We start from the raw sequence: 18,631 nt of genomic DNA on the forward strand, positions 1-18,631 counted from the left end.
ATTCATGGGGGATCGCCTTAATCAAGACAGTTGAGTTGAGTGTAGATCCCGTGAGGAAAGCGATCGAAAAAACTATCAAAAACGCGATAGCCTTCGCTTTTTTAGAATGCTTATGGCGGAAATGACTGAGAGATAAAGCCTTGGGATGTTTTTAGTGGGGGTAAGAAGCCGAGCACCGGCCAGGCTCAAGCCGGCGGTGCTCGGTAGAGGATCGCATTAAATCGCTTCTTCGTCCTGTTCGCCGGTACGAATACGCACCACGCGCGCCACGTCGAAGACGAAGATTTTACCGTCGCCGATTTTACCGGTTTGCGCAGTCTGCATGATGGTTTCCACGCAGGTGTCGACGATATCGTCGGCCACGACAATCTCAATTTTCACCTTCGGCAGAAAATCGACCATGTACTCTGCGCCACGGTACAGCTCGGTGTGGCCTTTCTGGCGGCCAAAGCCTTTCACTTCGGTCACGGTCATACCGGTAATGCCGACTTCGGCCAAGGCCTCGCGGACGTCATCCAGTTTGAACGGCTTGATAATCGCGTCAATTTTTTTCATCTTCTTTCCTTAATTACCAATTTTTGCGGCCAAAGCCGGATGTGATTGGGTAGCGGCGGTCTTTGCCGAAATTGCGGGCGGTAATACGCGGCCCGACGGCGGCCTGACGCCGCTTGTATTCGTTGATATCCACCAGGCGGATAACCTTGCGCACGATCGCCTCGTCGAAGCCTTCGGCCACCAGATCGGCAACCGACTTATCGCGTTCGACGTAACCTTCCAGAATCGCATCCAGAATGTCGTACGGCGGCAGGCTGTCCTGATCGACCTGATCCGGCGCCAGCTCGGCGGACGGCGGACGATCGATAACGCGCTGCGGGATCACGTAGGAGACGGTATTGCGGTATTCGGACAGTTTGAACACCAGCGTTTTCGGCACGTCTTTCAGTACGTCAAAGCCACCGGCCATATCACCATACAGCGTGGCGTAGCCCACGGCCATCTCGCTTTTGTTACCGGTGGTCAGCACGATGCTGCGGCGCTTGTTGGACAGCGCCATCAGCACCACTCCGCGGCAGCGCGCCTGCAGGTTTTCTTCGGTGGTGTCGCGTTCGGTACCGGCGAACATCGGCGTCAACTGGCCCATAAAGGCGTCGAACATCGGTTCGATGGAGACGATATCGAACTCGACGCCGAGGATTTCAGCCTCTTCCTTGGCGTCGGCGATGCTGATATCCGCGGTGTAGCGGAACGGCATCATCAGCGCCTGCACCTTGTCTTTACCCAGGGCATCAACGGCAATCGCCAGCGTCAGCGCCGAGTCGATACCGCCGGACAGCCCCAACACCGCGCCCTTGAAGCCGTTTTTGGTCACGTAATCGCGCACCGCCAGCACCAGCGCTTCATAAACCTGCGCCAGCTGCGGCAACTCGGCGGCCGGTGCGGTCATTGGCACCACGTCCAGTTCGTTGAACCTCAACAGCGTCACCTGCTCGGCAAACGCCGCCAGGCGGTGGGTCATGTTGCCGGCCGCGTCGAACACCTTCGAGCAACCGTCAAAAATCAATTCATCCTGCCCGCCGATCTGGTTCAGATACACCAGCGGCAGATGGGTGCGCTGGCAATGGCCGGCCATCAGCGTCTTGCGAATATACGGCTTCTCGCGATTGTACGGCGAGGCGTTGATCGACAAAATCATTTCGGCGCCGGCGGCCTTGGCGGCATCGACCGGCTCCGGGAACCACAGGTCTTCGCAAATCAGCAGGCCCAGACGGTAGCCTTTCAGGTTCACCACGCAGGTTTCGTTGCCGGCGTGGAAGTAGCGTTTCTCATCGAAGACGCCGTAGTTCGGCAGCTGTTGCTTGAAATAGCGCGCCAACAGTTGCCCTTCAGAGAACAGCGACAACGCGTTATACAGCTTGTCGCCTTCGCGCCACGGGTGGCCGACCAGGATCGCCACATCGGTGGACGCCTGCTGCAGGCGATGAAGCTGCGCGTCGCAACGTTGGTAGAAATCGTCGCGATACAGCAGGTCTTCCGGCGGGTAACCGGACAGCGCCAGCTCGGTGAACATGACCAGATCGGCTCCCGCCTTCTGCTGCTCTTGCACGGTTTGCAACATGCGTTCGGTGTTGCCTTCAATGTCACCGACCAGCAAATTCAGCTGGGCCAATGCGATGGAAAGTGATCTGCTCATTGTTTAGGATCCTGCTTAATACGTTCCATGGTTCTCTACGCCCGGTCATGCCACGACAAAGAGAACGGAGTGTAAATCATTCCGCCACGTTTGTTGAGAACCTGCGCGCGCAGGCCATGGCGGAAAATATCATTCTTTAAAATCGTTGGCGTCCAGCTCGTGGCGCGACAGCAATTTATAAAACTCGGTACGGTTGCGGCCCGCCATGCGTGCGGCCTGGGTTACGTTACCCTTGGTGATCTGCAACAGCTTGCGCAGATAGTGCAATTCAAACTGATTGCGCGCCTCGACGAAGGTCGGCAACGCGGTATTTTCCCCTTCCAGCGCCTGCTCCACCAGCGCTTCGCTGATCACCGGTGCAGACGTCAGCGCCACGCACTGCTCGATCACGTTCACCAGTTGGCGCACGTTGCCCGGCCAGGTGGCGGTCATCAGGCGCTTCATGGCGTCGGAAGAGAAGCTGCGGACAAACGGCTTGTGACGCTTGGCGGATTCACGCAGCAGATGGTTGGCCAACAGTGGAATATCTTCAGCCCGCTCATTCAGCGCAGGGATCTTCAGGTTCACCACGTTCAGGCGGTAGTAGAGATCTTCGCGGAACTCGTTTTTCGCCATCGCCTTTTGCAGGTCACGGTGGGTGGCGGAAATAATGCGCACGTCGATGTCCAGATCGCGGTTGCTGCCCAGCGGGCGCACCTTGCGCTCCTGCAGCACGCGCAGCAGTTTGACCTGCAACGACAGCGGCATATCGCCGATCTCATCGAGGAACAGCGTGCCGCCCGCCGCCGCCTGGAACAGCCCTTCACGGCTGCTGACCGCACCGGTAAACGCCCCTTTGGCGTGACCGAACAGCTCAGACTCCAGCAGTTGTTCCGGCAAGGCGCCGCAGTTAATGGCGATAAACGCCTTTTTGCCGCGCGGGCTGGCACCGTGGATCGCCTGGGCCAACACTTCTTTACCGGTGCCGCTGTGGCCATTGATCAGCACGCTGACGTCGGACTGCGCCACCATTTTCGCCTGCTCCAGCAGGCGCAGCATAATCGGGCTGCGGGTGACGATATCTTCGCGCCAGCTGTCGTCACCGGCCGGCAGCGAAAGCGACAGCGCTTCATCTATGGCCTTATACAGCGCATCGCGATCCACCGGTTTAGTGAGGAAGCTGAACACGCCCTGCTGGGTGGCGGCTACCGCATCCGGGATCGAACCATGGGCGGTAAGGATGATGACCGGCATGCCAGGCTGGTGCTTTTGAATTTCGGCAAACAGCGCCATGCCGTCCATTTCGTCCATCCGCAGATCGCTGATCACCAGATCAATCTGTTCGCGCCCCAACAGGCGCAGCGCTTCCTGGCCGCTTTCGGCGGTGGTGACATGAAAACCTTCGCTGGTCAGGCGCATACCCAGCAGCTTGAGCAAGCTGGGATCGTCGTCAACCAATAACAGATTGGCCGGTTTGCGTGCTGTCATCGCGCGTGAGACTCCTTGTTAGCGGGGGGCGGCGCGTAGGTATCTTCCGGGTCCACCGGCAGGGCGGTGCCCTTTTCCGGTTCGGCTTCCGGCTCTGCGGCCTTGGCCGACGCGGCATTTTTATCTGCGGCGTCGGTTTTTTGCTGTGTCGCGCCGTTATCCGGGATTTCGCCCTGTAACTGCTTGCGCGAGGAGAGCTGACGTTCGATATCGGTCAGATTCTCCAGTTTGCGCGAAGTATCCTGTAACTGGGCCTGCAAGCGGATCTGGCCCTGGCGCAGCGCATCTATCTGGCTGTCCGAGCTTTCCTGCAGGTGCTGATAGCGCGCCTTTTCGTCGAACAAGGTGATCTGCAGAACCTGCTGCTGGCGCCACAGTTGCAGCAACGGGCGCAAGGAGCTTGGGAACGCCAGGCGGTAACTGTTCAGACGATCGACCATCTGGCGGCGTTCGCCCGACGTCGGCTCGGCGCTGCCCAACAGAATACTTTGCTTGAAAATACCGTCCCAGCTGTCGCCAGGCAGGGTTTTCGCCAGCGAGCGCGCCTGGGTCGATCCTACGCGATCGGCGCAATCCATCGCGCGCAGCCAGTAAAGTGAATTATTCAACGCGTCTTTGTCGTCGAGCTGCCACAGGGTATCGCAGGCTGCGATGCGGTAATCCACCACTTTGGTGTCCGGGATCGCTTCTTGCTGCTGCTGGCTCAGGCCGCTGCTGACCGCACGATCGACGCAGCCTGCCAGCAAAAACGGCACGCAAAGAACGCTGCCTAAAAAGGAAAGACGACGCTTGCCGAGTGGCGCGCTCTGCGTGGCACGCGGTGAACGTTCGGTCTGCAATAGACGAAGGCGTTTAGACCATGTGTACATTATTTATTCATTCTCGGCGGTTAATGGCAATTCAATGCGGAAGCAGACGTCTGCGCCGGCGACTTCGACCAGCTGCAATTCACCGCGCATCCGGCGGATACAATCCTGAGCGATGCTCAACCCCAGACCGCTTCCTTTTACCGCCCCTTTTCGCTGGTGGCTACCCTGGAAAAAAGGCTCAAAAATCATGGTTTGCTCGGCCTCGGGGATTGGCGTGCCGCTGTTGGCGACATCAATCTGCACCCGTTGCCCAACCTGACGGCTGCGAATCCAAATGTTACCGGATTCCTTGCCGTAGTGCACCGCATTGGAGTAGAGATTATCCAGCACGCGCATTAAAAGCGTAGGCTCTGCCCAGCAGATTTCCGCATCCAATGTGATCTCGGTACGGATCATTTTCGCCCTGGCCGGCAAACTGTGCGCGGCGACCACCAACTCGACCATATCGCGCAGCTCAACATTCTCATGCTCCGCCGGGCCATCGGCCAGTTTACGGTTGTAATCCAGCAACTGCTCTATCAGCAGTTGCAGGTGGCGGCTGCTGTTATCGAGAATAGTCACGACTTCTTTCTGATCGGAGGTCAGCGGGCCGGCCACTTCGTCTGCCAACAGTTCCGTCCCCTCGCGCATGCTGGCCAACGGCGTCTTCAATTCATGCGAGATATGGCGCAGGAACTCATGCCGCTGCGACTCCAGCCACGCCAGGCGCTCACTCAGCCAGATGATGCGTTGCGCTAACGAACGCAGCTCACGCGGGCCTTTAAACGACTCGGTGCTGCCCAGCGCTCGCCCCTCCCCCAGACGGTTGATCATGCGCTCCACCGCTTTCACCGGGCCGATAATCATGCGGGTGAAGAGCACCACCAGCAACACGCTGACCAGAAACAGCATCAACGCCTGCCAGCCGAAAAACTGGCCGCGTTCGGCAATCGCCTGCTGCAACTGCTGGCCGCGCGAGAACACTACGGCGCGCGTAGCTTGCACCATCTCGGCGTTGGAACGCGAGAAAGACTCCAGCAGCGTCGATGCCTGTTTGTCCGGCCCGCTGCTCTGGCATTTAATCGCAGCGAGCTGGGTCAGCAGGCTGCGCAACGTTTGATAATAGCGTTCATCCGGCAGGATCGGCGCATGGGCGTCCAGCATCTGCGAATACTGCTTACGTTGATTTTGGTACAGCCGCTCCAGGGTGGGATCGACCAGTACGCAATACTGACGGTAGCTGCGCTCCATCTCCAGCGCCACGCTGGTCATCGCCTCGCTGCGCCGCGCATCCACCAGCGTGGTGCGGTTGATATCCGCCGCCTGCGCGCTGAGATGATCCAGGCTTTGATAAGCCTGATAAGCCAGTACCAGCAGCGGCAGCAGCACCAGCAGAAATGCCATCAGGACCAGCTGACGCAGCGAGCGGGGGAATAAACGCCATCTTTTCAACGAAATCATCTCATTGTCTCTCATCTGCTTCGATGCTAACCGAGTCACCGGTGAGAAAAAAGCCCGGCGGGCGATTATCCTGCCAAGGCAGCCTATAACGGGGGATTAAACGCAAAAAAAAAGCACCGGCCATCAGGCTCGGTGCTGTCGTTAAAAGATAAAAATTCCGCTCGCCAAATAACAGTACAAACCAAGGCCAATGAAACCCGCGGCAAAGCATGAGTAAAAAGATTTTTTGGGTAGCCTTGGCATTTGAGGATATCGATGGCGATACAGGCCTGATGTAGGCGTAAGCGCTGCTTCGAGAATTGACGCTGGGGCAAAACTGCCCCATCGCAAGAAATTGTGGATGCCCTTGAATCTCGTCCCCAGGGTGATGTAGCACAAGGCTGGCATCGAACAGGACGAATAGCATCCATAAGTATCCGGGATTGATGAACACTCATCACAGTTGGATACAGGCGGTGCCTCACTCCACGTGTCGCCCGATGCTTGATAAAGCCGCTTACGCGTCTGTTATCGGTTTAGTTGGACGATAGGCACCATTTCTTTGGCATCATTCGGAGGCTTATGAGGCAAACTTCCGTCTAAATACGGGGCCGTCATAAAAAGTTGAATGAGCAACTGGGGAGAATAATGCACTTTACGTGCCAATTTTTCAAGATATTTATTAACACATTGAATATATTAATAAATAAATAAAAAAACAGTCTATAAGCTCAAATTAACCTGCCATGGGTCGATTAAAAAACCATCACCCTGTCGCCAAAAACCGACAACTTAAGCCAATTAATTTTTCACCATTATAAATCAATGAGTTAAGTGTCTCTTTTTAGAGACATGAAAAAGGTTCTCTGTCGCAAAATGCAGACAACGGCAAACCGGCACCGGCGCAATAAGTAAAAAGGGACGCAATCTCTTGCGCCCCTTTCGTTACCGCGTAGTAACCGCTTAGCCCAATTGCTTGCGGGCGTTGCGGAACATGCGCATCCACGGGCTGTCTTCGCCCCACTCTTCCGGATGCCATGAGTTGCTCACGGTACGGAATACACGTTCCGGGTGCGGCATCATCACCGTCGCACGGCCGTTGCTGCTGGTCACTGCGGTGATGCCGTTTGGCGAACCGTTAGGGTTAGCTGGATAGGTTTCCGTTACCTGACCGGCATTGTCCACAAAGCGCAATGCCACCAGACCACTGCTTTCCAACGCCGCCAGATGCGCTGCATCGCGCACTTCAACGTGCCCTTCACCGTGGGATACGGCGATCGGCATGCGTGAACCGGTCATGCCCTGCATGAACAGCGACGGGCTGGCCGCCACTTCCACCAGGCTGAAACGCGCTTCAAAACGATCCGACAGGTTGCGTACGAAACGTGGCCAGTGTTCGGCACCCGGGATCAGATCGCGCAGGTTAGACATCATCTGGCAACCGTTGCACACACCCAATGCCAGGGTTTGCGGACGGTGGAAGAAGGATTCGAATTCGTCACGAACGCGGTCGTTGAACAGAATCGATTTCGCCCAGCCTTCGCCGGCACCCAGTACGTCGCCGTATGAGAAACCGCCACAGGCAACCAACGTATGGAAGTCTTGCAGATCGCGACGCCCTTCCAGCAGATCGCTCATATGAACGTCTACCGCATCGAAGCCGGCGCGGTGGAAGGCTGCCGCCATCTCAACGTGGGAGTTGACGCCCTGCTCGCGCAGCACCGCCACTTTAGGGCGTGCGCCCTTGGCGATGTAAGGCGCGGCAATGTCTTCTTCCGGCGCAAAGGTCAGCTTGACGTTCAGGCCCGGGTCGCGGTCGTCCTGCTTGGCCTGGTGCTCCTGATCGGCGCATTCCGGGTTATCGCGCAGGCGTTGCATCTGCCAGGTGGTTTCCGCCCACCAGGTGCGCAAGGTCGCGCGGCTTTGGCTGTACAGCGCTTTGTCGCCCTGAGTAATGACAAAGCGATCGCCGGCCTGCACGCTGCCGATGTGATGCACATTGTCCGTCAGGCCGTGTTGAGCAAAGACCTGCTGTACCGCTTCAAGCCGGTCGGCCGTGACCTGAATCACCGCGCCCAGCTCTTCGTTGAACAACGCTGCCAGCGCATCGTCGCCCAGCCCTTTGATATCCACGTTCACGCCGCAGTGGCCGGCAAACGCCATTTCCGCCAGCGTGACCAGCAGACCACCGTCGGAACGGTCGTGGTATGCCAGCAGCGCACGATCGGCCACCAGTTGCTGCATAGCGTTGAAGAAGCCTGCCAGCTGTTCTACATTGCGCACATCGGCCGGCTTGTCGCCCAGTTGGCGGTAAACCTGCGCCAATGCGGTTGCGCCCAGTGCGTTGTGGCCGTTGCCCAAGTCGATCAGCAACAGCGCACTCTCGCCCTTATCGGTACGCAACTGCGGCGTCACTGTGTGGCGAACGTCTTCCACGCGGGCAAAGCCGGTGATCACCAGCGACAGCGGCGACGTCATTTCGCGCTGCTCTTCGCCTTCCTGCCAGCGGGTTTTCATCGACATAGAGTCTTTGCCTACCGGAATGGTGATACCCAGCGCCGGGCAAAGCTCTTCGCCTACCGCTTTCACCGCTGCATACAGGCCGGCGTCTTCACCCGGGTGACCGGCAGCCGCCATCCAGTTAGCGGAAAGCTTCACGCGCTTGAGCGAACCGATTTCGGTCGCGGCCAGGTTGGTCAGCGCTTCCCCTACCGCCAGGCGGCCGGAAGCGGCGAAGTCCAACAAGGCAACCGGCGCACGTTCGCCGATCGACATCGCTTCACCGTAGTAACTGTCCAGGCTGGCGGTGGTCACCGCGCAGTCGGCTACCGGGATCTGCCACGGGCCAACCATCTGGTCACGGGCTACCATGCCGGTTACGGTGCGGTCGCCGATAGTGATCAGGAAGGTTTTCTCTGCCACCGCCGGCAAATGCAGAACGCGTTTTACCGCATCCTCCAGGGTGATGTTCGCACGTTGGATCGGCTCGCCTTTGGCCTGCAGACTGGTCACGTCACGCGTCATTTTCGGCGTTTTGCCCAGCAGCACGTCCAGCGGCATGTCGATCGGTTGATTGTCGAAATGGTTGTCGTTCAGCGTCAAATGCAGTTCTTCGGTGGCTTCGCCGATCACCGCATAAGGTGCACGCTCACGGCGGCAAATTTCGTCAAACTGCGCCATCTGCGCCGGCGCAATCGCCATCACATAGCGTTCCTGCGATTCGTTGCACCACACTTCCAGCGGGCTCATGCCCGGCTCGTCGTTAAGGATGTCGCGCAGTTCGAAACGGCCACCGCGGCCACCGTCGCTGACCAGTTCCGGCATGGCGTTAGACAAGCCGCCGGCGCCTACGTCGTGGATAAACAGAATCGGATTTTGTTCGCCCAACTGCCAGCAGCGGTCGATCACTTCCTGGCAGCGGCGTTCCATTTCCGGGTTGTCGCGTTGTACCGAGGCGAAATCCAGATCGGCATCGGACTGACCGGATGCCATGGAAGAAGCCGCACCGCCGCCCAGGCCGATATTCATCGCCGGCCCGCCGAGCACCACCAGCTTGGCGCCCACGGTGATTTCGCCCTTCTGCACGTGATCGGCGCGGATGTTGCCGATACCGCCCGCCAGCATGATGGGCTTGTGGTAGCCGCGCAGTTCGACGCCGTTGTGGCTGTTGACCTGCTCTTCATAGGTACGGAAGTAGCCGACCAGCGCAGGACGACCGAATTCGTTGTTGAACGCCGCGCCGCCTAATGGGCCTTCGGTCATGATATCCAGTGCGGTCACGATGCGATCCGGTTTGCCGAAGTCCTGTTCCCACGGCTGTTCGAAACCGGGAATACGCAGGTTGGAAACCGAGAAGCCCACCAGACCCGCCTTGGGCTTGGCCCCGCGGCCGGTGGCGCCTTCGTCGCGGATCTCGCCGCCGGAACCGGTAGCGGCACCCGGCCATGGGGAGATCGCCGTCGGGTGGTTATGGGTTTCCACCTTCATCAGGATATGCGCGTCTTCCTGATGGTAGTCATACTGGCCGTTTTCCGGCGCAGCAAAGAAACGGCCAACCTGAGAGCCTTCCATGACCGCCGCGTTGTCTTTATAAGCAGAGAGTACGTAATCCGGCGTCTGCTCGAAGGTGTTTTTGATCATTTTGAACAGCGACTTAGGTTGCTGTTCGCCGTCGATGATCCAGTCGGCGTTGAAAATCTTGTGGCGGCAGTGCTCGGAGTTGGCCTGCGCGAACATATAGAGTTCGATATCCGTCGGGTTGCGCCCCAGACCGGTAAAGGCATTCAGCAGATAGTCGATTTCATCCTGCGCCAGCGCCAGCCCCAGCTTGAGGTTGGCCTGTTCCAGCGCGCTGCGGCCTTCGCCCAGCACGTCCACCGCCTGGTACGGCGCCGGCTGATGCTGAGCAAAAAGCTGTTCTGCCTGCTGCAGTTCGCCGAATACCGTTTCCATCATGCGATCGTGCAGCAACGCGGCAAGCTGTTGCCACTGCGCTTCGGTCAGCGTCGGCGCCTTGACGTAAAACGCCAGGCCGCGCTCCAGCCGCACCACTTGCTTCAAACCGCAGTTGTGGGCGATATCGCTGGCTTTGGAAGACCAGGGGGAAATGGTACCCGGACGTGGCGTCACCAACAGCAGGCGGCCTTCAGGGGCATGTTCGGCGAGAGAGGGGCCGTACTTGAGCAGGCGCGTGAGCTTGCCATGTTCTTCGGCACTCAGCGGTGCATTAACATCGGCAAAGTGGACGTATTCGGCGTAGATATCACTGACCGGAAGTTGAGCGTCCTGACAGCGGGACAGCAGTTTGGTAATACGAAAAGCCGACAAAGCGGGCGAACCACGCAGTATTTCCATAATCAAAGTTCTCTCGTCTTCGAAGCAACTGACTTCAGCACTTCTTTGGGCGCAACAGGGGAAAACGCGCGCCATTATAGAGAATCTACGCCGCCGACGAAACCGTTTGCGCAGCTATTATTGATAAAAGCTGTTCGCCCCCTCGAATTGTCATAACGTGTCAATAAAGTTGCACGCTGGCGTTTTGTTGCGCAAAATGCTCCCGCACTGGTGATTTAACCATAAGAAAAGACTGACCATCGGTCACCGGCGCACCCGTACCACCACTGGATAACTATTTGAAACGCCTAAAAATAAACTACATTCTCATCGGTGTTGTTACCTTGCTTCTGGCGCTCGCCCTGTGGCCCAATATTACCTGGCGCGGCGGCCAGGGTGGGCAGCTCGAAGAGATCAAATCCCGTGGCGAGCTGCGTATCAGTACGCTGAACACGCCGCTAACCTATTTCACCACCAAGCAGGGGCCGGGTGGGCTCGACTACGAGCTGGCGAAACGCTTCGCCAATTACCTGGGCGTGAAGCTGGTGGTGATCCCGCACAACAATATCAATGACCTGTTTGACGATCTGGACGATGACGACGCCGATCTGCTGGCCGCCGGCCTGATCTACAACCAGGATCGCCTCAGCCGCGCACGCACCGGCCCGGCCTATTATTCCGTTTCCCAGCAGTTGGTCTATCGTCTGGGCACCCCACGGCCAAAAACCTTTGCCGATATTAAAGGCAAGCTGGCGGTCGCTTCCGGTTCCGCGCACGTCAGCACGCTGAAACAGCTTAAGCAAAGTAAATTCCCGGACCTCAGTTGGGAAGCCTCCAGCGATCTGACTTCAAAAGAGCTGCTGGAGCAGGTGGCCGACGGCAAACTGGACTATACCCTGGGCGACTCTGTGACTATCGCCCTGCTTCAGCGCATCCACCCGCAACTGGCGGTTGCGTTCGACGTCACCGATGAAGAGCCGGTCACCTGGTATCTTAAACGCGGCAACGACGATAGCCTGTATGCGGCGATGCTGGATTTCTATAGCCAGATGGTGGACGACGGCACGCTGGCGCGGCTGGAAGAGAAGTATCTCGGCCACGTCGGCAGTTTCGATTACGTCGATACCAGAACCTTCCTGTCGGCCATCGACTCGGTGCTGCCGACCTTCCGCTCGCTGTTTGAAAAATACGCCAATGAGATCGACTGGAAATTGCTGGCGGCCATCGCCTATCAGGAATCGCACTGGAACCCGCAGGCAACCTCGCCCACCGGCGTGCGCGGCCTGATGATGCTGACGCGGGCCACCGCCGACGGCCTGGGGGTCAACGATCGTCTGGATCCCGAGGAAAGCATTCAGGGCGGCGCACTTTACCTGCAGAGGTTAATGGCCAAGGTGCCCGACAGCGTGCCGGAAGACGAACGCATCTGGTTCTCGCTGGCGGCGTACAACATGGGCTGGGGCCATATGCTCGACGCCCGCAAGCTGACCAAAATGCAAAAAGGCAACCCGGACAGTTGGGTGGACGTCAAACAGCGCCTGCCGATGCTCAGCCAAAAACGTTATTACCCGCAGCTGACCTACGGCTATGCGCGCGGACGCGAAGCTTATAACTACGTGGAAAACATTCGCCGCTATCAGGTCAGCCTGGTCGGCTATCTGCAAGAAAAAGAGAGGAAGGCGGCGCAGGAAGCGGCCGAACAGGAAGCGCTGGGGAAAGGCTATCCGGTCGTTATGCCGGAACTGGCGCTTAACCACTAATTACTCCGGCTTATCCGCCGCACGTTGCGCCAGCTTCAGCGCTTTTTTCTGCTCGCGGCGCAGGCGGAAAAAGTTGCTCAGCGTCGCGGCGCATTCGTCCGCCAGCACGCCTGAAGCGATCTCCACCTGATGGTTCATGCCGGGATGGCGCAAAATATCCACCAGCGACCCTGCCGCACCGGTTTTCACATCGGCCGCGCCGTACACCAGCCGACGAATGCGGCTGTGAACCATTGCGCCGGCGCACATCACGCACGGCTCCAGGGTGACATACAACGTGGCATTCAACAGGCGATAGTTCTGTAACACCGCTCCGCCCTGCCGCAGCGCCATGATCTCCGCATGCGCGGTGGGATCGTGGCGGCCAATCGGCCGGTTCCAGCCTTCGCCAATCACCTGATTGTCCAGCACCAGCAGCGCACCCACCGGCACCTCGCCCTCTTCCTGAGCACGCTGGGCAAGCAGCAACGCCTGACGCATCCAGTATTCATCGTTATATTCAGTCATCGCATAATTCCTCGTGCGCTTTTGCGGCGGGCATTATACACAGTAGGTGCGCTGCATGCTGCGCCCGCGTTAACCGGGGTGAATATATTCGCCCCTGCCGGCCGGGTGCGAAGCCGAGCGCTGCGGCTTGAAATGCAACGGGTATATACTGAACGAATAGCGATGTTATCAGGGATAAGAAACATGAAATTCAGCAAGAAGAACGCCGCCGTGGTACGCAAAGCCCTGAACGGCTGGGTCGGCGAAGGCGCGCTGACGGTGCAACAGCAAGAGCTGTTGTTGCAGCATGTGGAAGTACAGCCTTTCGACTGGCGGCGGCTGGCGCGTTATGCGTTTCTCGCCGCACTGGCCTCGCTGGTCATTGCCATCACCAGCCTGTTCGCCGACAGCGATCTGTTGGACTGGCTGAGCGGCTTGTTCCGCTTCGATGCCCCGGTTCGCATGGCGATGGCCGGCATACTGGCCGCGCTGGCCTACACCTGGGCCTTGCGCCGTCGTCGCCGTCATCCGGAAAAACGCTACGGTAATGAGGCCGCGCTGTTCATTGCCGTGCTCTTCACCGCCTGCGCACTGTGGCAAATGGGCGTCTGGCTGGACAACGGCAGTGGCCGGGTTTCATTGCTGTTGATGTTCGCCGCTCTGCTTTACGGCGTGATTGGCTGGTTCAGCCGCTCCGGGTTGGTCTGGTGGTTTGCCCTGCTGTCGCTCGGCAACGCCTTCGGTGCCGAAACCGGTTACCTGTCCGGCTGGGGCGCTTACTGGCTGGGCATGAGCTTCCCGATTCGCTTTATCGCCTTCGGCGCAGCCCTGATCGCCGCAGCATTGCTGCTGCAACCGCTGCTTGCACGGCGTGGGCTGGAGCGGGTTTCGCTGGCGATGGGGCTGCTGTATTTGTTTATCGCCCTGTGGCTGCTGTCGATCTTCGGCAATTACGGCGATCTTGACAGCTGGTATAGCGTGCGCCAGATCGAACTGTTCCACTGGAGCCTGCTGTTCGGCATCGCCGCCGCAGTGGTCATCTGGCTGGGGCTGAAACGCGATGACGCCATGCTGCGCGGATTCGGTCTGACCTTCCTGTGCATCAACCTTTATACCCGCTTCTTCGAGTTTTTCTGGGACAGCATGCCCAAGGCGATTTTCTTTGTGGTGCTCGGTCTGAGCCTGTGGGCGCTGGGGCACTATGCGGAGAAAATATGGCAGTTGGGACGCAAGCCGCACGATCTGACCGATGATTAAGGCGTTATGGCTGCCGTTTTTCACGCTGCAATTGGAAAACCCGAGGGGATCTAAACGGCAAAGGGCGGAAATCCGCCCTTTGCTTACTCCAACTGCTGCAACTCACCCAGCTTGCTGACCCGCCAACGGTGCTCGCAGAAATACAGTAGCGGATTATCCTGCTTGCTGTCACTGTACCCGCTGTACAACCTGAGCGGCGCGCCGAGACGCTGCTCCAGTTGCATCACTTTCTGGACGCCAAGACAGCGCATAGTCAACACCCAGCCGCCGTAACTGCGCACAATGCGGCTGCCGACCAGGCGCACCCGCGACAGGAAAGCGGAGTCCCGATAAACCTGCTCCACCAGCCGTTCCGGAGAACCGGTGATCAGCCACACCTGCGCATCGTGCACATCGAGGTACTGACGCAGACGCATTTGCACTACCGGAAACGCGGTCACCTTATTGCGGAAATAGCTGACGAACTGCTGTTCCAGCGCCTTTAACCTGGCCTCCGAACGGCCAAAGGTGATCGACCACAGCAAGACGCTCATCGGCCAGCGCGCAGCGCGCCCCATCATCAACATCGCCAGCCCGACCACCGGCAACAGCGGCACCACCAACAGCAGATTAAGCGGCAGGTGACGCAGCAAGAAACGCAAGAAACTGCCGAACATGTCTTCCTGATGCAGCGTACCGTCCAGATCAAAGAACACCACGCGGCGGCCTTCCACGGCCTCCTGGTTCTGTTTCTCGCTCAAACGTTACTCCTCAGGATCGTTGAATCCCATTATCCAGGTGAAAATAAATCCAGCCACAATCGTAATCACCATACCGGCCAGATACAACATCACCTTACCCGAGACAATGGTCAGTGCCAAAGGCAAACCTGAAATACCGAAGGTAATCACCGTCGCCACTTTCCAGTAGCTGATCAGCGCGCCCCCCACCGCGCCGCCGAAGCAGGCGGCAATAAAAGGCTTGCCCAGCGGCAAAGTCACACCGAAAATCAGCGGTTCGCCAATGCCGAGAATACCGACCGGCAGCGCCCCTTTGATCACCTTTTTCAGGCGCGCGTTGCGGGTTTTCATTAATACCGCCAATGCAGCCCCCACTTGCCCCACTCCCGCCATCGCCAGGATCGGCAGCAGCGGGTTGGAGCCGTGCGCCTGCACCAGCTCGACATGTATCGGCACCAATCCCTGATGCAGACCGGACAGCACCAGCGGCAGGAACAACCCGGACAGTATCGCGCCCACCAGCAACCCGCCCTTGTCGATCGCCAGATTGGCGCCGTGAGCGATGGCGTCCGATATATAGCCGCCGAGCGGTTGCAAAATCATAATCGCCAGCGACGCGGTCACCAACGTGGTCAACAGCGGATTAAGGATAAGCTCGATAGACTCCGGCAGCAGGTTGCGCAGACGTTTTTCCACCCAACACATCAGCGCCACCACCAGCAGCACCGCAATCACCCCGCCGCGCCCCGGCTGCAGCGCCTCGCCGAACAGCGTAATCTGCGCCAGCGCCGGGCTGGAGAGAATGCCGGCCATTACGCCGCCCATCGCCTGCGAACCGCCAAACACCCGGGCGGCGTTGACCCCCACCAAAATGTTCATGATGGCGAATACCGCGCTGCCGAAAATCGCCAGCAGCCCGAGCACGTTGGGGTAGTTGACCGCCAGCTCGCCGGCGATGTCGGGCCGCTTCAGCAAGTTGATGATGCCGGTAATCAGGCCCGAAGCGATGAACGCCGGTATCAGCGGGATAAAGACATCGGCCAGTTTTTTCAGTGCGCCGCTCATCGGGGCTGCGTATTTCTGCTTGGCCTGCGCCTTGGTACGAGCGATATCATCACCGCCCGCCAACGCGGCGGGAGCACCGTTGAGCAGCGAACGCATGGCGTCCACCACCTTGGCGGCGGCGCCCGGACCGACAATAAACTGATGCTGATCGCCCTGTTTGATATAGCCCTTAACGCCCGGCAACTGCTTGAGCGCCGGTAAATCCAGGCGCAGTTCGTCGCGGACCTCGACGCGAACCCGCGTCATGCAGTTCTCCAACCTGAGGATATTCCCCTCGCCGCCAACCCCCGCCAGTATCTGTGTTGCCAGTGCCGTTGTTTTGTCCATCGCCCGCCCCAAGTGTGGTTTAACGCGTCAATGCCGCACGCAAATAGCCGTCGTGCTGCTGCAAGCGACGCTGCGCTTCTTCAGCGCCAATACCGGCCAGAATCATCAGAATCGCCGGTTTGACTTCAAAACCGGTCTGCGTCAGCGCCGCCTCAGCCTGGCTGCGTTCGGCGCCGGTGGCTTCCACGACGATGCGGCAGGCGCGATCCACCAGTTTTACGTTAGTGGCTTTCACGTCCACCATCAGGTTCTGATATACCTTGCCCAGTTTGACCATCGCGCCGGTCGACAGCATGTTCAACACCAGTTTTTGCGCTGTGCCGGATTTCATGCGCGTCGAGCCGGTCAACGCCTCCGGCCCCACTACCGGTGAAATCGCCACCTGCGCTTCGTGGGCAATGGGTGAATCCGGATTACAGGAAATCGCCGCCGTCGGGCATCCCAACCGACGCGCGTAGCGCAAGGCGCCGATCACATAAGGCGTACGCCCGGATGCCGCCAGCCCCACCACCATGTCGGTGGCCGTCAGCGTCAGCGCTTGCAAATCGGCCTCTCCCAGGGCTGCATCATCTTCTGCGCCTTCTACCGCCTTCAGCAGCGCGCCCGGCCCGCCGGCTATCAGCCCAACGACCCTGCCATGCGGCACGCCGAAGGTGGGCGGGCATTCGGAGGCGTCAAGCACGCCAAGACGGCCGCTGGTACCCGCCCCCAGATAAATCAACCGGCCGCCGGCCTTCAACGCCGCCGCCGCCAGATCCACCGCCTCCGCGATGGCCGGGAGCTCTTTTTCAATCGCTTCCGGCACCTTGCGGTCTTCCCGGTTAAAGCAGCTCACCATCTCCAGCGTCGACATTTCATCCAGCCCCATGGTGGCTGGGTTACGGGTTTCAGATACCAATGCGCCTAGGTTCATTTGTTTACCTTTGAATTTTTAATTCCAAACATAAAAACATTATTTGAATATTTTATTCATTAAAGCGAGCACTATTTGCTATTTTAAAGACGAGCTCACAAAAAATTTTCACTGCGCGTTTTCGCCGCCGGCGTGGCAGAATACCCGCTGGTTTCCAGGGAAATACGGGTTGCGCCCCATAGTTGCACGCGAGCACCGCTGGCGGTCATGTGAGCGCGCAACCAGGCACGAGTCGTGAGGTTTGGTGGGCCAAATAAGCGGCTCGTAACACCGATGCGCGTTCAAATGGCCCCAGCCCTTCGGGTCGCGCCCCAAAAGCCCGCACTCTGTGTTGTCGGGTTTAAACATAGGTCCGCTATGCTTTGCACCCTCCGCCTTGATTACGGACTTTTGGGTCTGCGACGGTGCCACGATCAATTATGGGACACAACCTTATGAGTACCCTTCTTCGCATTCGTCAGATGTATCCAACGCTGGCTCAAAACGACCGCAAACTGGCGGATTTCCTGCTGCATAATGCTCAGCAGGCGCGCCATCTCAGCTCGCAAAAGCTGGCCCAGTTGGCGGGAGTCAGTCAGTCGAGCGTGGTGAAATTTGCTCAGAAGATGGGCTACAAAGGCTTTCCTGCATTGAAGCTGGCGCTGAGCGAAACCCTGGCCCAGCCGCAGGCCGAGCCGGCGGTCACCGTGCATAACCGGATCCTCAGCAGCGATGCGCTGAAAACGGTCGGCGAAAAGCTGTTGGTGGAAAAGCAGTCCGCGTTGCGCGCCACGCTGGATATCAATAGCGAAGAGCGTCTGCATCAGGCGCTGGATATGCTGCGTCAGGCGCGAAGGATCATTTTGGTGGGGATCGGCGCTTCCGGGTTGGTCGCCAAGGATTTCTCCTACAAGCTGCTGAAAATTGGCGTGATGGCGATAGCAGAGCCGGATATGCACGTCCAACTGGCGGCAGTACAGGCACTGGACAAGCGGGATTTGCTGCTGGCGATCTCATTCAGCGGGGAACGGCGGGAAATCAACCTGGCGGCGGAGGAAGCCCGCCTGGCCGGGGCCAAGGTGCTGGCGCTGACCAGTTTCTCGCCGAACGGGCTGCAGCAACGCGCCGATCACTGCCTGTATACCATCGCAGAGGAACCCAATACCCGCAGCGCCGCTATTTCTTCCAGCACCGCCCAGTTCGCCCTCACCGACCTGCTGTTCATGGCCTTGATTCAGCACGATCTCGATCATGCCCGCGACCGTATCAAACACAGCGAACAGTTAGTGAAAAAACTGGTTTAGACGTTATAATCCGCGCTGCGCAAAATACCCCTATTAATGATG

General features: G+C 58.5%; 14 protein-coding genes. 3 read left to right on the plus strand and 11 right to left on the minus strand.

Features of this window, described 5'->3' with window-relative positions:
- Nucleotides 1–216: 216 nt before the first annotated feature.
- The 7 genes from glnB to purL all read right to left on the minus strand — a co-directional run bounded on the left by glnB (nt 217) and on the right by purL (nt 10,803).
- Nucleotides 217–555 (minus strand): nitrogen regulatory protein P-II, encoded by a 339-nt coding sequence (gene glnB, locus ACTJJ1_RS19735; protein ID WP_004847623.1) that lies wholly within the window; start codon nt 553–555, stop codon nt 217–219.
- A gap of 13 nt (nt 556–568) precedes the next feature.
- A complete protein-coding gene (locus ACTJJ1_RS19740) occupies nt 569–2,191 on the minus strand; it encodes an NAD+ synthase (protein WP_004952129.1) in 1,623 nt (540 codons plus the stop codon).
- 129 nt (nt 2,192–2,320) lie between these two features.
- Complete coding sequence (gene glrR, locus ACTJJ1_RS19745; protein WP_004952130.1) at nt 2,321–3,658, minus strand: two-component system response regulator GlrR; 1,338 nt, start codon at nt 3,656–3,658, stop codon at nt 2,321–2,323.
- Complete coding sequence (gene qseG, locus ACTJJ1_RS19750) at nt 3,655–4,527, minus strand: two-component system QseEF-associated lipoprotein QseG (RefSeq protein ID WP_020439615.1); 873 nt, start codon at nt 4,525–4,527, stop codon at nt 3,655–3,657. Before qseG ends, glrR begins: the two co-directional genes overlap by 4 nt.
- 3 nt (nt 4,528–4,530) lie before the next feature.
- Entirely contained in the window at nt 4,531–5,967 is a 1,437-nt protein-coding gene (locus ACTJJ1_RS19755) for a sensor histidine kinase (RefSeq protein ID WP_013814167.1), read from the minus strand.
- 1 nt (nt 5,968) lies between these two features.
- Nucleotides 5,969–6,373: a hypothetical protein gene (locus ACTJJ1_RS19760; protein WP_440834970.1), complete on the minus strand. Its 405-nt coding sequence runs from the start codon at nt 6,371–6,373 to the stop codon at nt 5,969–5,971.
- A gap of 536 nt (nt 6,374–6,909) precedes the next feature.
- On the minus strand, nt 6,910–10,803 hold the full coding sequence (gene purL, locus ACTJJ1_RS19765) for a phosphoribosylformylglycinamidine synthase (RefSeq protein WP_172458763.1): 3,894 nt from the start codon (nt 10,801–10,803) through the stop codon (nt 6,910–6,912).
- A gap of 275 nt (nt 10,804–11,078) precedes the next feature.
- On the opposite strand from purL, the gene mltF reads away from it, so the two are divergent.
- Nucleotides 11,079–12,539: a membrane-bound lytic murein transglycosylase MltF gene (mltF, locus tag ACTJJ1_RS19770; RefSeq protein ID WP_020439617.1), complete on the plus strand. Its 1,461-nt coding sequence runs from the start codon at nt 11,079–11,081 to the stop codon at nt 12,537–12,539.
- Here mltF and tadA read toward each other — a convergent pair whose 3' ends face one another.
- Complete coding sequence (gene tadA / locus ACTJJ1_RS19775; protein WP_004952136.1) at nt 12,540–13,046, minus strand: tRNA adenosine(34) deaminase TadA; 507 nt, start codon at nt 13,044–13,046, stop codon at nt 12,540–12,542. It abuts the gene before it with no gap.
- Between the two features lie 183 nt (nt 13,047–13,229).
- Here tadA and ACTJJ1_RS19780 point away from each other — a divergent pair, with 183 nt between their 5' ends.
- Entirely contained in the window at nt 13,230–14,282 is a 1,053-nt protein-coding gene (locus ACTJJ1_RS19780) for a hypothetical protein (RefSeq protein ID WP_020439618.1), read from the plus strand.
- Between the two features lie 83 nt (nt 14,283–14,365).
- Here ACTJJ1_RS19780 and yfhb read toward each other — a convergent pair whose 3' ends face one another.
- From yfhb to murQ, 3 genes are read right to left on the minus strand one after another with little or no spacing between them, the layout of a single operon-like run.
- The gene (yfhb, locus tag ACTJJ1_RS19785; protein ID WP_004952141.1) at nt 14,366–15,022 is read right to left on the minus strand and encodes a phosphatidylglycerophosphatase C; all 657 of its coding nucleotides are present in this window, start codon (nt 15,020–15,022) and stop codon (nt 14,366–14,368) included.
- 3 nt (nt 15,023–15,025) lie between these two features.
- The gene (locus ACTJJ1_RS19790; protein ID WP_440834973.1) at nt 15,026–16,393 is read right to left on the minus strand and encodes a PTS transporter subunit EIIC; all 1,368 of its coding nucleotides are present in this window, start codon (nt 16,391–16,393) and stop codon (nt 15,026–15,028) included.
- A 19-nt stretch (nt 16,394–16,412) separates the two neighbouring features.
- Nucleotides 16,413–17,306 (minus strand): N-acetylmuramic acid 6-phosphate etherase, encoded by an 894-nt coding sequence (murQ, locus tag ACTJJ1_RS19795; RefSeq protein ID WP_440834975.1) that lies wholly within the window; start codon nt 17,304–17,306, stop codon nt 16,413–16,415.
- Between the two features lie 434 nt (nt 17,307–17,740).
- Here murQ and ACTJJ1_RS19800 point away from each other — a divergent pair, with 434 nt between their 5' ends.
- Nucleotides 17,741–18,589: a MurR/RpiR family transcriptional regulator gene (locus ACTJJ1_RS19800; RefSeq protein ID WP_004952146.1), complete on the plus strand. Its 849-nt coding sequence runs from the start codon at nt 17,741–17,743 to the stop codon at nt 18,587–18,589.
- Nucleotides 18,590–18,631: the final 42 nt, after the last annotated feature.

It is taken from the genome of Serratia sp. 22264 (assembly GCF_052045345.1).
Classification (GTDB): Bacteria; Pseudomonadota; Gammaproteobacteria; order Enterobacterales; family Enterobacteriaceae; genus Serratia; species Serratia plymuthica.

Coding starts and splice junctions, on each gene's coding strand:
- glnB (WP_004847623.1), bottom strand. CDS start 555: ATGAAAAAAATTGACGCGATTATCAAGCCGTTCAAACTGGATGACGTC.
- ACTJJ1_RS19740 (WP_004952129.1), bottom strand. CDS start 2,191: ATGAGCAGATCACTTTCCATCGCATTGGCCCAGCTGAATTTGCTGGTC.
- glrR (WP_004952130.1), bottom strand. CDS start 3,658: ATGACAGCACGCAAACCGGCCAATCTGTTATTGGTTGACGACGATCCC.
- qseG (WP_020439615.1), bottom strand. CDS start 4,527: ATGTACACATGGTCTAAACGCCTTCGTCTATTGCAGACCGAACGTTCA.
- ACTJJ1_RS19755 (WP_013814167.1), bottom strand. CDS start 5,967: ATGATTTCGTTGAAAAGATGGCGTTTATTCCCCCGCTCGCTGCGTCAG.
- ACTJJ1_RS19760 (WP_440834970.1), bottom strand. CDS start 6,373: ATGCTATTCGTCCTGTTCGATGCCAGCCTTGTGCTACATCACCCTGGG.
- tadA (WP_004952136.1), bottom strand. CDS start 13,046: ATGACTGAATATAACGATGAATACTGGATGCGTCAGGCGTTGCTGCTT.
- ACTJJ1_RS19780 (WP_020439618.1), top strand. CDS start 13,230: ATGAAATTCAGCAAGAAGAACGCCGCCGTGGTACGCAAAGCCCTGAAC.
- ACTJJ1_RS19790 (WP_440834973.1), bottom strand. CDS start 16,393: ATGGACAAAACAACGGCACTGGCAACACAGATACTGGCGGGGGTTGGC.
- murQ (WP_440834975.1), bottom strand. CDS start 17,306: ATGAACCTAGGCGCATTGGTATCTGAAACCCGTAACCCAGCCACCATG.
- ACTJJ1_RS19800 (WP_004952146.1), top strand. CDS start 17,741: ATGAGTACCCTTCTTCGCATTCGTCAGATGTATCCAACGCTGGCTCAA.